Here is a 12625-nt window from a genome sequence, read left to right on the forward strand (position 1 = left end):
GAAGAGATGACGGAGGAAGCGCCAGGGCCCTCTCCGGCGGGCTCGCCCCGAGTAGCCGGTCGCCGAGTGTGCGCCAGGGCGTGTCAGTCGAGGGCGTAGACCCGGTGGACGAATTCGGCGAGTTTCGTGTCCGGGAGTTCCTTGGCGAGGTCCGACTCGCTGATGATGCCGACGAGGCGGTGCTCCTCGATGACGGGCAGCCGTTTGACGTGGTGCTTCTCCATCCGGAACAGCGCCTCGTCGAGGTCCGCGTCCGCGTCCACCCACACCAGCCCGCGGGCGAGTTCCCCGGCCGTGGTCCTGTCGATGTCCTTGCCCGCGGCGCAGCAGCGCACGACGATGTCGCGGTCGGTGATGATGCCTTTGAGCTGGTCGTCCTCGCCGCAGATGGGCAGGGCGCCGACGCCGAGGTCGGACATCATCTGTGACGCGGTGCGCAGGGTCTCGTGCTCGCCGACGCACTGCACGCCTTCGTGCATCACGTCTCGGGCTCTCTTCTCGGTCCGTCCTGCAGCCATGAGTCGCCTCCCGGACGCGGAACTCCCGGACAGTCGCACCCGTCCTCGTACCCCGTGCCGGGCCAAGGAGCCACCCAAACTGCGCAAACAGTGCAAACCAGCTCAGCCGAGCGTGACGGGCAGCTCCTTGATGCCGTTGATGAAGTTCGAGCGCAGCCGCCGCGCGGGGCCGGTCCGGCGGATGCGCGGGTAGCGGCGGGCGAGCTGTTCGAACAGGACGCGCAGCTCCAGCTTGGCGAGGTGGTTGCCGAGGCAGAAGTGCGCGCCGCCGCCCCCGAAGCCGATGTGCGGGTTGGGGTTGCGGCCGATGTCGAAGACGCCGCCGTCGGGGAAGACGGAGGTGTCGCGGTTGGCGGAGGAGTAGAAGACGACGACCTTGTCGTCCTCCTTGATCTGCTGCCCGCCGAGCACCTGGTCGCGGGTGGAGGTGCGGCGGAACATGTTCACGGGCGACACCCAGCGGACGATCTCGTCGGCCGCCGTCGCGGCCAGGCCGGGGTCGGCGACGAGGCGGTCCCACTGCTCGGGATGCTCGAAGAGGGCGAGCATGCCGCCGGAGGCCGCGTTGCGGGTGGTCTCGTTGCCCGCGACGACGAGGAGGAGCACGAACAGGTCGAACTCGTTCTCGTCGAGCGTCTCGCCGTGCTCGTCGGGCTGGATGAGCTTGGTGACGATGTCGTTCCTGGGGTTGGCCTTGCGCTGCGCCGCGAGCTGGTTGGCGTACGCGTAGACCTCCATCGCGGCGGAGCTGCCCTCTTCCGGGGAGCTGGCGTAGTCGGGGTCCTGGGCGCCGATCATGCGGTTGGACCAGGTGAAGAGCTTGTCGCGGTCCTCGACGGGCGCGCCGAGCAGCTCGCAGATGACGAAGAGCGGGAGCGGGGCGGCGACCTGGGTGACGAAGTCGACCTCGTCGTCGCACTGGTCGAGCAGGTCGTCGCAGATGTCGCGGATGTGCGACTCCAGCGCGCCGATCGTGCGCGGCGTGAACCCGCGGTTGACGAGGGAGCGCCGCCTGGTGTGCTCGGGCGGGTCCTGGTTGAGCATCATCATGCGCTGGAACGCGCGCTGCTCCTCCGGCATCTCGTCGAAGAGCGCGAGCCTGCGGGAGGAGGAGAACAGGTCGGAGTGCCGCGAGACGTGCACGACGTCCTCGTACCGGGTGACGGCCCAGAAGCCGGGTTCGCCGTCGTGTCGGTGGACGGGCGAGTGGGCGCGCAGCCAGGCGAACTGGTCGTGCGGCGGCCCGGAGGTCGCGTAGCGGTCCCTGTCGACGAGATCGATGTGCACGCGGCTCACACCCTCTTGATCAAGCGCTTGTTCACACTTATTGAAACGTGTTCTATTACGCCACTGTACGACCGTCAAGGACGCGCCGCGCGATCTCTCCCGATGAACATCCGATGCGATCCGATGTTTCACGCCGCCCGTACGCCAGGAAGAAGCTCTGTGCCGGAGGCGCTACCCCCGGTCCACGGACGGATCAAGGGGTGGCCCCTTGACAGGCCGCCCTCCCTCGCATGAGCATCTGCACACGAGACATCGGATGTATGAGTGAAGGACGCGGTGTGAAGCTGCTGCGAGTGGGACCCGCCGGGCAGGAGCGGCCGGTGGTCATGGACGCCTCCGGTGCCCTGCGTGACATCGGGGAGCCCGAGATCGACGGGGCGTTCTTCGCCTCCGGGGGAGTGGCCCGGGTCAGGGCGGCGCTGGAGCGCGGCGACCTGCCCGTCGTCGAGGGCGAAGGGCTGCGGGTCGGCCCCCCGACCGCGCGGCCCGGCAAGATCGTGTGCATCGGGCTCAACTACCGTGACCACGCCGCGGAGTCCGGGCTCGCCGTCCCCGACGAGCCGGTCGTCTTCATGAAGGCCCCCGACACCGTGATCGGCCCGTACGACGAGGTGCTCGTGCCCAGGGACAGCGTGAAGACCGACTGGGAGGTGGAGCTGGCCGTCGTCATCGGCAGGCGCGCCCGCTACCTCGACAGCCGGGAGGAGGCGCTGGACGTCATCGCCGGGTACGCGATCTCCAACGACGTGTCGGAGCGCGAGTTCCAGCTCGAACGCGGCGGCCAGTGGGACAAGGGCAAGTCGTGCGAGACGTTCAACCCGTTCGGTCCGTGGCTGGTGACCGCGGACGAGGTGGGCGACCCGCAGGACCTCGCGCTGCGGCTGTGGGTGAACGGCGAGCTCCGCCAGGACGGCCGCACCAAGGACATGATCTTCGACGTGGCCGAGGTGGTGCGCTACCTGAGCCGGTTCATGGTGCTCGAACCCGGCGACGTGATCAACACCGGCACCCCGGCCGGCGTGGCGATGGGCCTGCCCGGCCAGCCGTACCTGCGCGCTGGCGACGTGGTGGAGCTGGAGATCGAGGGCCTGGGCCGCCAGCGCCAGACGGTGGGACAGGCATGACGCCCACCGGCGCCGCCCAGACAGGCACCACGCCGGCCGGTTCCGCCCACGCAGGCACCACGCCGGCCGGTTCCGCCCACGCAGGCACCACGCCGGCCGGTTCCGCCCAGGCGGGTGCGGCGGCCGTCCAGGGCGCGGGCGGCGGCCCCGGGTCGTACCGGATCGTCGCGATGGAGACGCACGACGTGCGCTTCCCCACCTCGCGCGAGCTGGACGGGTCGGACGCGATGAACCCCGACCCCGACTACTCGGCGGCCTACGTCGTGCTGAGGACGGACGACGGCGTCGAGGGCCACGGGTTCGCGTTCACGATCGGGCGCGGCAACGACGTGCAGACGGCGGCGATCGCCGCGCTGGAGCCGTACGTGCTGGGCCGGGACGCCGAGGACCTCGGCGCGCTGTACAAGGAGATGGTCAACGACTCGCAGCTGCGCTGGCTGGGCCCGGAGAAGGGCGTCATGCACATGGCCGTCTCGGCCGTGGTCAACGCGCTGTGGGACCTCAAGGCCAAGCGGGCGGGCAAGCCGGTCTGGCGCCTGCTGTCGGACATGTCGCCCGAGGAGATCGTCGATCTGGTCGACTTCCGGTACCTGAGCGACGCGCTGACGCGCGAGCAGGCGCTGGAGATCCTGCGCAGGGCCGAGCCGGGCAAGGAGGAGCGCGTCCGGCGGCTGGTGGCGGAGGGCTACCCCGCCTACACGACGTCACCCGGCTGGCTCGGCTACGACGACGAGAAGCTGCGCAGGCTCTGCCGCGAGGCCATGGACCAGGGGTTCGGCCAGATCAAGCTGAAGGTCGGCGCCGACCTGCGGGACGACATCCGCCGTTTCCGCACGGCCCGCGAGGTCTGCGGCCCCGGCTTCCCCATCGCGATCGACGCCAACCAGCGCTGGGACGTGGACTCCGCCATCGCCTGGGTGAACGAGCTGCGCGAGTTCGGCCCCCACTGGGTGGAGGAGCCGACGAGCCCCGACGACGTGCTGGGCCACGCCGCCATCGCCAAGGGCATCAGCCCCGTCCCGGTGGCGACGGGTGAGCACGTCCAGAACCGCATCGTGTTCAAGCAGCTCCTGCAGGCCGGGGCGATCTCGTACCTGCAGCTCGACAGCGCGCGGGTCGGCGGGGTGAACGAGAACATCGCGATCCTGCTGCTCGCGGCCAGGTTCGGCGTGCCGGTGTGCCCGCACGCGGGCGGGGTGGGGCTGTGCGAGCTGGTGCAGCACCTGTCGATGTTCGACTACGTCGCCGTCAGCGGCTCGATGGAGAACCGCGTCATCGAGTACGTGGACCACCTGCACGAGCACTTCGCCGACCCGGTCGTCATCGTCGGCGGCCGGTACGCCGCCCCGGCCGCGCCGGGGTTCAGCGCGCGGATGCGCGCCGAGTCGATCGCCGCCCACACCTACCCGGGCGGCTCCGTGTGGAGGGACGCATGAGTGTGAAGCCCAGCCTGAAGGCGGTCGTGACGGGCGGCGGCTCGGGCATCGGCCTGGCCGCGGCGACCCTGCTGGCCGAGCGGGGCATGGCGGTGGCCTGCCTCGACCTGAACCCGCCCAGCCTGCCGTTCGCCGGGATCAGGGCGGACGTCACCGACGACGCGAGCGTGCGCGCGGCGGTCGCGCAGGCGGCGGAGCGCCTCGGCGGCATCGACGTGCTGGTGAACAACGCGGGCATCGGCGCGCAGGGCACCGTCGAGGACAACCCGGACAGCGAGTGGCACCGGGTGTTCGACGTGAACGTGCTCGGCATGGTGCGGGTGGCGCGTGCGGCGCTGCCGTACCTGCGCAGGTCGGAGCACGCGTCGATCGTCAACACCTGCTCGATCGCGGCCACCGCCGGGCTGCCGCAGCGGGCGCTCTACAGCGCCACGAAGGGGGCGGTGCTGTCGCTGACGCTGGCGATGGCGGCCGACCACATCGACGAGGGCATCCGGGTGAACTGCGTCAACCCGGGCACCGCCGACACGCCGTGGGTGGCGCGGCTGCTGGAGGCGGCGGACGACCCGGAGGCGGAGCGGCGGGCGCTGAACGCCAGGCAGCCGATGGGCCGCCTGGTCAGCGCGGAGGAGGTCGCGGCGGCGATCGCCTACCTCGCCGGTCCCGAGTCCGGCTCGACCACCGGCACGGCGCTCGCGGTGGACGGCGGCATGCAGGGCCTGCGGCTGCGGCCGAAGAAGCAGGACCGGTGACGGCGCCGTCCGGGCGGGCCGCGCTCGACCTGCCGGAGAGGGGCTTCGGCGGCGCGCCCATCGGCAACCTCTTCCAGTCCGTCCCGGACGAGGAGGCCAGGGCCGCCGTGGACGCCGCCTGGGAGGCGGGCGTGCGGCTGTTCGACACCGCGCCGCACTACGGCCTCGGCCTGTCCGAGCGCCGCCTGGGCGCCGCGCTCGCCGGGCGCTCCGGCTACGTCCTGTCCACAAAGGTCGGACGTCTCCTGGTGCCTGCGGGCGACGGGCGGCGCGACGGCGAGGGCTTCGAGGTGACCTCCGCGTACGAGCGGGTGTGGGACTTCTCCGCCGACGGCGTGCGCAGGTCGCTGGAGGACTCGCTCGAACGGCTCGGGCTGCCCGCCGTGGACGTCGTGCTCATCCACGACCCCGACGACCACGCCGACCAGGCGATCGGCGAGGCGTACCCGGCGCTGGCCCGGCTGCGGGAGCAGGGCGTGGTGCGGGCGATCGGCGTCGGCATGAACCAGTGGCGGCTGCCGCTGCGGTTCGTCCGCGAGACCGACATCGACGTGGTGATGCTGGCGGGCCGCTACACCCTGCTCGACCAGTCGGGCCTGCCGCTGCTCGACGCCTGCGCGGAGCGCGGCGTGCGGGTCCTCGCCGCCGGGGTGTTCAACAGCGGCGTCCTGGCCACCCGCGACCCCTCGGGCACGTTCGACTACCAGCCCGCCGCGGGGCCGCTGCTGGAGCGGGCCCGGCGCATCGCCGCCGTCTGCGAGGCGCACGGCGTCGCCCTGCCCCAGGCCGCGATGGCGTTCCCGCTGCGCCACCCCGCGGTGGCGACGACCGTGCTCGGCGCCCGCTCGGCCGAGGAGGTGCGCGCCAACGCTGAGCTGTGGTCGCGTCCCGTGCCCGGCGGCCTGTGGGCGGACCTCGCCGCCGAGGGCCTGATCCCCGGCTGAGCGTCAGGAGGGGATGAACAGCCAGGACGTGCCGCGGCCCGGCTCGTACGGGGAGTCGAGCCGCTTGGCGACGACGCCGGGCAGGCCCTGCTCGCGGGCCGCCCGGCGCACCGGCCCGGGATCGCCCGGCCAGGACGGCGCCACCTGCCAGCGCGGCGCCGCCGGGCCGAGCGACTCCAGCGCGGCCCTGCGCTCCCGGTACGGCAGCGCCACCAGTGAGCGGCCGTCGTCGTACAGCAGGTCGTACAGGACGAGCACGTCGGCCCCGCCCAGCGTGACGATCTCGCCGTCGAGCACGGCGGAGCGGCTGCCGAGCGAGGCGGCGAGCGGGCGCAGCCACGGGTGCTCCCGCGCGGCCGCGGTACGCCCGCCCTCGACGGGCACCAGCAGCCGCCGCCCGCCCCACGCGAACTCGAACGCGTAGGCGGCGGCGTCCCTGGGCGGCTGCCCGCGCTCGGTGGGCAGCATCGGGTCGAGCGGGGGGAACGGGTCGCGGACGGGCGCGTCCATCCGGTGGATCATCCAGTTGCTGCCTCTCGTCTGGAACAGCACGAAACGGCCGCTGGCGCGCTGCCCGTGCAGCACCACCTTCACCTCGCGGTCCGACCACTTCTCCGTCTCGTACGTGCCGGTGTCCCAGACCGTCATCGTGCCGCCGCCGTACTCGCCCCGCGGGATCTCGCCGTGGAAGGTGAGGTACTCCATGGGGTGGTCCTCGGTGTGGACGGCCAGGTGGTTCGTGCCGGGGTCGGCCGGCAGGCCCTTCGGCACCGCCCACGACACGAGCACGCCGTCGCGCTCCAGCCGCAGGTCCCAGTGCAGCGAGCGGGCGTGGTGCTCCTGGATCACGAACGCGTCGCCGTGACCCGGTTCGGGAGGCGCGGCGGGGACGGGCTCCGGCGTCCGGCCGGCGTCGCGTCTGCTGCGGTATCGCGCGAGTTTGTCGGGCACGAGGCCGGTACTACCCCGAGCCGCCTCCGGCGATCGTCGCCGCCCGCATGTCACCTCCAGGGAAGGTCTCTGTGTCCTTGACACCCAGGCGGACCTCTCCTACCAGGCGATATCACGGAGAGTATGTGGATCACTACTGTTCGTGATGCTCGACCGGCGCCACCCCGAGCAGCCCTTGACAGACCCTCACGAGAAGAGGTGCCGAATGCGCTTCTCAGCACTCGCCCGGCGCGGCCTGGCCGCGGCGTCCCTGACGATCGTCGCCCTGGGGGCGGCCCCAGCGGTGTACGCCACGGCGGCCTCCGGCCCGCTGCGCGTCGACGTGTCCGTCCAGACGCGCGCCGACAAGTGCTTCGACGTCCGGGCGGGGAGCACCGTCAACGGGGCGGCGGTCATCCAGTACACCTGCAAGGAGTCGAGCAACCAGCGGTTCACGCTCCAGGGCGCCGGCGACGGCTCCTGGCAGCTCCGCACGCACGCCGACAAGTGCCTCGACGTCCGCGGCAGCAGCACCGCCGACGAGACCCCGGTCATCCAGTACACCTGCACCGGCAACGCCAACCAGCGGTTCAGGATCGTGTCGGTGCCCGGCGGCCTGGTGGAGATCCGCACCTTCGCCGGCAAGTGCCTCGACGTGCGCGGGGGCGACAGCTCCAACCTCGTGCCGATCATCCAGTACACCTGCAAGGCGTCGTCCAACCAGCGCTTCACGCTGGAGCAGCTGTGACCGGCGTCGCGTGATCGCGGCGTGAGCGGCCGAGCCGCTCGACCCGGGCGGCGCCCCGCCTTCAAGGGGGGCGCCGCCCGGCGGTGTTCCCGACCCGGGTGCGCCCTCAGGTGAGGGCGCGGCGGATCCACGACTCGACGTCCGCGATGTGCGCGGTCGCCCACGCGCGGGCCACCTCGGGCCGCCGCCCCGCGATGGCCTCGTAGATCGCGGTGTGCTGGTCGCGGGTCCGCTGGACGGCGTCCTCCTGGGTGAGGCCGCGCCAGGCGCGGGCCCGAGTGGTGGGCCCCGACAGGCTCTCGATGAACGAGCACAGCACGCTGTTGCCCGACCCCTGCGCGATGCGCTGGTGGAAGCGCAGGTCGTTGGTCACCAGCTCGTCGACCGTCGGCTCGGCCGGCAGCGACTCCAGCACCAGCCGCAGCTCCTCGACGTCGGCCTCGGTCATCAGCTCGGTGGCCATGGCGGTGGCCGCGGGCTCGAGGATGCGGCGTACCTCGAAGAACTGCAGCACGGTGTCGTCCCTGTGCAGGTCGAGCACGAAGGACATCGTGTCGAGCAGCAGCCGCGGCTCCAGGCTCGTCACGTACGTGCCGTCGCCCTGCCGCACGTCGAGGACGTTGACGAGGGCGAGCGCGCGCACCGCCTCGCGCAGCGAGTTGCGCGACAGGCCGAGCCGCTCGGCCAGGTCGGCCTCCTTGGGCAGCCGGTCGCCGGGCGCCAGCTCGCCCGAGATGATCATCTGCTTGATCCTGTCGATGGCCGCGTCGGTGACCGCCACACTCTTCTCCCTGGACATCGGATGTCTAGGAGTCTAGAGCCTGGAAACGGACGGGCCCGGCACCGGAGACGCGCCTGACGTGGCCGCGGACCTCCAGCGTGCGCAGGTGCGCGGCGGCCTCCCCGGCGGCCATGCCGCGCGGCACGGCCGACAGGTCGGCCCAGGGGCGGTTCCAGGTCATCATCGCGGCGACCTCCCAGATGGTGAGCGGTTGCGCCCGCTCGGCCAGGAGGATGCGCAGCCGCGCGAGCTTCTCCTCGTGATGGTGGCGGATCTCGGCCGCGCGCGCCGCCGCATTCGGGAACATCCACTCGTGTGCGGGCAGCGCGTCGAGGGGGCCCAGCTCGCCGACCCGGTCGAGGGAGCCGAGGAAGTCGCCCAGCGGATCGACGTCGTCCCTGTCGTACGGGTAGATGCCGATGTGCGGGGTGATGCCGGGCAGGACGTGATCACCCGTGAACAGCCGGCCGGCGTCCTCCAGGTGCAGGCAGATGTGCCCGGGGGTGTGGCCGGGGGTGTGCACGGCGCGCAGCACGCGCCCCGGGAGGTCCACCAGGTCGCCGTCGCGCAGTTCGCGGTCGGGCGCGGCGGGCGGCGCCGGACGCTCGCCGGTCGCCCGCGCCACGTCGTCCGGGCCCGCCCCGGCCCTGCGCAGCATCTCGGCCTGCAGGTCCGCCTGCCCGCCGCCCAGCTCCCGCATCAGCCTGACCAGCGCCGCGTCGGCCTCGTGCATGGCGATCCAGGCGCCCGACTCCTCCCTGACCCGCCCGGCGAGCCCCGCGTGGTCGGGGTGGAAGTGCGTGACCACCACGCCGCGCACCGCCGCCACGTCGAACCCCAGCGCCGACAGGCCGCCGCCGAGCGCCTCCCAGGCGTCGGGATGGTTCCACCCGGCGTCCACCAGCACCGGCCCGCCCGGCGACTCGATCGCGTACACGAGGGTGTAGCCGAGCGGGTTGCCGGGGATCGGCACGGGGACGCTCCACACCCCGCCGCCGGCGTCGCGCGGCCGCTGCTGCGCGTACGGCGCCCGCCCGGTCCTCGCCGTCACGCGACGCGTTCCAGGATCGTCGCCGTGGCGAGCGCCCCGCCCGCGCACATCGTCACGAGGGCGGTCGTCCCGCCGGAGCGTTCGAGCTCGTGCAGGGCCGTCGTGAGGAGCCGTGCGCCCGTCGCGCCCACCGGGTGGCCGAGCGCGATGGCGCCGCCGTTGACGTTCACCCGGTCCATGTCGGGCCCGTGGACGCTCGCCCACGACAGCACGACCGACGCGAATGCCTCGTTCACCTCGAACAGGTCGATGTCGCCGATCGTCATGCCGGCCGCCGCGAGGACCTTCGCCGTCGCGTCCACCGGCCCGTCCAGGTGGTAGTACGGTTCGGAGCCGACGAGCGCCTGCGCGAGGATCCGCGCGCGGGGGCGCAGGCCGAGCGCGCGGGCCGTCTCCTCGCCCGCCACGAGCACGGCCGCGGCGCCGTCGGAGATCTGCGACGACGTGCCCGCCGTGTGCAGGCCGCCCTCGACCACCGGTTTGAGCGCGGCGAGCCCTTCGGCCGTGGTCTCGCGCAGCCCCTGGTCGGTGCGTACCTCGCCGACCGGGACGATCTCCCTGTCGAACCGGCCCTCGGCCCACGCCCGCGCCGCGAGCCGCTGCGACCGCGCGCCGAACCAGTCGAGCCGCTCCCTGGTGAGCCCGCGCCGCGCCGCGATGCGCTCGGCGGCGGTGAACTGGTCGGGCAGGTCGATGGCCCAGTCGTCGGGCCTGGGGTCGGCGGGCAGCACGTTGCTGCCGAGCGGCGCGCGGCTCATCATCTCGACGCCGCAGCCGACGCCCACGTCGATCACGCCCGCCCTGATCATCGCCGCCGCCAGGTGCACCGCCTGCTGGGAGGAGCCGCACTGCGCGTCGATGGTGGTGACCCCCGTGCGGTACGGCAGCCCCGCGTACAGCCAGGCGTGCCGCCCGACATGACCGCCCTGCTCGCCCGCCTGCGTGACGCACCCGGCGAACACCTGCCCGATCGCGCCCGGATCGACGCCCGACCGCTCGACCAGCCCGTTCAGCGCCGTGGCGAGGACCTGCTGCGGCTTCAGGCCGGACAGGTGGCCGGCCCGCTTGCCGATGGGGGTGCGGACGGCCTCGACGATCACCGGTGTGCCCACGTCGCCTCCAGAAGGATGCTCTGGGGGCGACTGTAACCGGTTCTACTTTACGGCGGAAGCCTCCAGCAGCTCCGGCAGCTCGAACAGGTCGAACAGCCGCAGGTCGAGGAACATCACCACATGCCGCACCCGCTCGCCCGCCAGCCTCAGCACCAGCAGCGAGAACCGGCGGTGCACCGCCCCGTCGCGGAGGTACATGGCGAACGCCGGCTGCCCGTTCGCCGAGACCGGGACCAGCCGCAGATCGCCGGGCGCACCCGCCGGGCAGTGGGTGGAGATGAGCCGCACGATGTTCGCCGGACCCTGGTACCAGCCGGTGAACGGCGGCATCTCCCACACCGCGTCGTCGGTGAACAGCCGCACGATCTCGTCGACGTCGTAGCGCTCGAACGCGTCGGCGTAGCGGTCGAGCAGCTCGCGCTGGCCGGGCGACAGCGGCGCGACCGGGTCGTCGAGGCTCGGCTCCACCGCCGCCAGCTGGGCGCGGGCCCGCTGCAGCACGCTGTTGACCGCCGTGGTGGAGGTGCCCAGCGCCTCGGCCACCTCGGCGGCCCGCCACCGCAGCACGTCGCGCAGGATCAGCACGGCCCGCTGCCGCGGCGGCAGGTGCTGCAGCGCGGCGACCAGTGCCAGCCTGACGCTCTCGCGGGTGGTGACGACGGTCGCGGGATCGCCCCCGGCGACCCCCGCCAGGTGGTCGGGGACCGGCTCCAGCCACGGCACCTCGTCGTCGCGGGACAGCGGCGCGGCGCCCTCGTGGCCGGGCGCGCCCAGCCCGCTCGGCAGCGGCCGTCTGGCCCGGCCGTCGAGCGCGGTCAGGCACGCCGTGGTGGCGATGCGGTAGAGCCAGGTGCGCAGCGACGAGCGGCCCTCGAAGCCGTCGTAGCCGCGCCAGGCCCGCAGGTACGTCTCCTGCACGAGGTCTTCGGCGTCGTGGACCGAGCCGAGCATGCGGTAGCAGTGGGCGAGCAACTCGCGCCGCATGGGGTCGGCGAGCCGCAGGAACTCCTCGCTCGTCGGCTTCTCGCTCATCCCACCTGTATACCGACCCCCACCGACAAAACCACCCCACCCGCACCCCGGCGCGGGTGAGGAGGCGGTGTCAGCGGATGTCGCGCAGCAGGCGGTCGGAGGCGATCTCGATGCGCCGCTGCACCTGCTCGTACGTGCGCCGCCCCCGCAGCATCTCCAGCAGCTCCTGCACCCACACGCTGGACAGCGAGCCCGCGAGCGCGAGCTGCTCCTCGGTGGCCTCGTCGAAGGCGAGCCCGTCGGCGGCGACCCGCAGCAGCAGGCCCGTCATGCGGTCGCCGAACGGGGTCTCGACCTCGGCCAGGATCAGCGACCTGATGAGCGCGTCGGCCAGCTCGGGCTCGCGCATGAGCCCGCGCGTGGCGCGCATGAGGACGTCGACCGCGCGCCCCGAGGGCGTGGCCGCGCCGGGCGGCCTGCGCTCGATGCTGCTCTCCAGGAGATCGATCTCCTCGCCGACCACGGCCACGACGAGGTCCATCTTGGACGGGAAGTAGCGGTAGAGCGTTCCGAGCGCGACGCCCGCGCGCTCGGCGACCGTGCGCATCTGCATGGCCTCGACGCCGCCGCGCGAGGCGAGGGCGGCGGCGGCCTGGACGATGCGCTTGCGGCGCTGGTGCTGGCTGCGTGTGCGGACGCTGCTCCCGCCAGCCGGGGGGTGGCTCTCCATGGGCGCCTCCGTGTCGCTGGAGGGCACGGCGGTGGCCGCGTGCGGGGTGCGCATGAGAACACGTTATCTGATTTCGTCGCGGCGCGACTTGTTACTCGCGAGTCACAAAGCCTGCCTCATTGGCGCATGTCCAAGGCGTTACCGGGATTTATCCCCCGCGTTCGACGGGGGATTCCTATGGACAGAACTTAGAATCTGTTCTACTTTGCCATTCTGTTGAGCGAGCGCTTGGTGGAGGTG

Annotated in this window: 13 protein-coding genes; 5 read left to right on the plus strand and 8 right to left on the minus strand. The window is 72.6% G+C overall.

Going from position 1 to position 12625, the window contains the following annotated elements; all coding sequences use genetic code 11:
* Positions 1 to 83 precede the first annotated feature (83 nt).
* Together BMX74_RS30980 and BMX74_RS30985 are read right to left on the minus strand one after the other, a co-directional pair.
* Complete coding sequence (locus BMX74_RS30980; protein ID WP_305728678.1) at positions 84 to 479, minus strand: CBS domain-containing protein; 396 nt, start codon at positions 477 to 479, stop codon at positions 84 to 86.
* A 141-nt stretch (positions 480 to 620) separates the two neighbouring features.
* Entirely contained in the window at positions 621 to 1805 is a 1185-nt protein-coding gene (locus tag BMX74_RS30985) for a cytochrome P450 (protein ID WP_218154102.1), read from the minus strand.
* 278 nt (positions 1806 to 2083) lie between these two features.
* Here BMX74_RS30985 and BMX74_RS30990 point away from each other — a divergent pair, with 278 nt between their 5' ends.
* Genes BMX74_RS30990 through BMX74_RS31005 form a run of 4 tightly spaced genes read left to right on the plus strand, consistent with a single transcriptional unit; the run spans position 2084 to position 6061 of the window.
* A complete protein-coding gene (locus BMX74_RS30990) occupies positions 2084 to 2929 on the plus strand; it encodes a fumarylacetoacetate hydrolase family protein (protein WP_091104153.1) in 846 nt (281 codons plus the stop codon).
* Positions 2926 to 4365: an L-fuconate dehydratase gene (locus BMX74_RS30995; RefSeq protein WP_256257362.1), complete on the plus strand. Its 1440-nt coding sequence runs from the start codon at positions 2926 to 2928 to the stop codon at positions 4363 to 4365. Before BMX74_RS30990 ends, BMX74_RS30995 begins: the two co-directional genes overlap by 4 nt.
* On the plus strand, positions 4362 to 5117 hold the full coding sequence (locus tag BMX74_RS31000; RefSeq protein WP_091104155.1) for an SDR family NAD(P)-dependent oxidoreductase: 756 nt from the start codon (positions 4362 to 4364) through the stop codon (positions 5115 to 5117). Before BMX74_RS30995 ends, BMX74_RS31000 begins: the two co-directional genes overlap by 4 nt.
* On the plus strand, positions 5114 to 6061 hold the full coding sequence (locus BMX74_RS31005; protein WP_055505253.1) for an aldo/keto reductase: 948 nt from the start codon (positions 5114 to 5116) through the stop codon (positions 6059 to 6061). Before BMX74_RS31000 ends, BMX74_RS31005 begins: the two co-directional genes overlap by 4 nt.
* 3 nt (positions 6062 to 6064) lie before the next feature.
* On the opposite strand, the gene BMX74_RS31010 is transcribed toward BMX74_RS31005, so the two are convergent.
* Positions 6065 to 7012 (minus strand): DNA polymerase ligase N-terminal domain-containing protein, encoded by a 948-nt coding sequence (locus BMX74_RS31010; protein WP_091104157.1) that lies wholly within the window; start codon positions 7010 to 7012, stop codon positions 6065 to 6067.
* Between the two features lie 205 nt (positions 7013 to 7217).
* Here BMX74_RS31010 and BMX74_RS31015 point away from each other — a divergent pair, with 205 nt between their 5' ends.
* Positions 7218 to 7739: an RICIN domain-containing protein gene (locus BMX74_RS31015; protein ID WP_055505251.1), complete on the plus strand. Its 522-nt coding sequence runs from the start codon at positions 7218 to 7220 to the stop codon at positions 7737 to 7739.
* A 106-nt stretch (positions 7740 to 7845) separates the two neighbouring features.
* Here the strand turns inward: BMX74_RS31015 and BMX74_RS31020 are convergent, their stop codons facing one another.
* The 5 genes from BMX74_RS31020 to BMX74_RS31040 all read right to left on the minus strand — a co-directional run bounded on the left by BMX74_RS31020 (position 7846) and on the right by BMX74_RS31040 (position 12439).
* Positions 7846 to 8520 carry a FadR/GntR family transcriptional regulator gene (locus BMX74_RS31020; RefSeq protein WP_055505250.1) on the minus strand — a complete coding sequence of 225 codons (675 nt, stop codon included), beginning with the start codon at positions 8518 to 8520 and terminating at the stop codon, positions 7846 to 7848.
* A 25-nt stretch (positions 8521 to 8545) separates the two neighbouring features.
* Positions 8546 to 9571, minus strand: coding sequence for an MBL fold metallo-hydrolase (locus BMX74_RS31025; protein WP_055505249.1), 1026 nt, complete (start codon positions 9569 to 9571; stop codon positions 8546 to 8548).
* Positions 9568 to 10683, minus strand: a complete 1116-nt coding sequence (locus tag BMX74_RS31030; RefSeq protein ID WP_055505248.1) for a steroid 3-ketoacyl-CoA thiolase — start codon at positions 10681 to 10683, stop codon at positions 9568 to 9570. The genes BMX74_RS31025 and BMX74_RS31030 overlap by 4 nt, the downstream gene beginning before the upstream one ends.
* Positions 10684 to 10725: 42 nt before the next feature.
* A complete protein-coding gene (locus BMX74_RS31035) occupies positions 10726 to 11715 on the minus strand; it encodes a sigma-70 family RNA polymerase sigma factor (protein WP_055505247.1) in 990 nt (329 codons plus the stop codon).
* A gap of 70 nt (positions 11716 to 11785) precedes the next feature.
* A complete protein-coding gene (locus BMX74_RS31040) occupies positions 11786 to 12439 on the minus strand; it encodes a TetR family transcriptional regulator (RefSeq protein ID WP_176573442.1) in 654 nt (217 codons plus the stop codon).
* Positions 12440 to 12625 lie beyond the last annotated feature (186 nt).

Origin of the sequence: Nonomuraea pusilla, assembly GCF_900109355.1 — a bacterium.
Classification (GTDB): domain Bacteria; phylum Actinomycetota; class Actinomycetes; order Streptosporangiales; family Streptosporangiaceae; genus Nonomuraea; species Nonomuraea pusilla.

Excerpts from the sequence above, each read along its gene's own strand:
- BMX74_RS30995 (WP_256257362.1), top strand. The coding sequence starts at position 2,926 with ATGACGCCCACCGGCGCCGCCCAGACAGGCACCACGCCGGCCGGTTCC.
- BMX74_RS30980 (WP_305728678.1), bottom strand. The coding sequence starts at position 479 with ATGCACGAAGGCGTGCAGTGCGTCGGCGAGCACGAGACCCTGCGCACC.
- BMX74_RS31000 (WP_091104155.1), top strand. The coding sequence starts at position 4,362 with ATGAGTGTGAAGCCCAGCCTGAAGGCGGTCGTGACGGGCGGCGGCTCG.
- BMX74_RS31035 (WP_055505247.1), bottom strand. The coding sequence starts at position 11,715 with ATGAGCGAGAAGCCGACGAGCGAGGAGTTCCTGCGGCTCGCCGACCCC.
- BMX74_RS31015 (WP_055505251.1), top strand. The coding sequence starts at position 7,218 with ATGCGCTTCTCAGCACTCGCCCGGCGCGGCCTGGCCGCGGCGTCCCTG.
- BMX74_RS31040 (WP_176573442.1), bottom strand. The coding sequence starts at position 12,439 with ATGCGCACCCCGCACGCGGCCACCGCCGTGCCCTCCAGCGACACGGAG.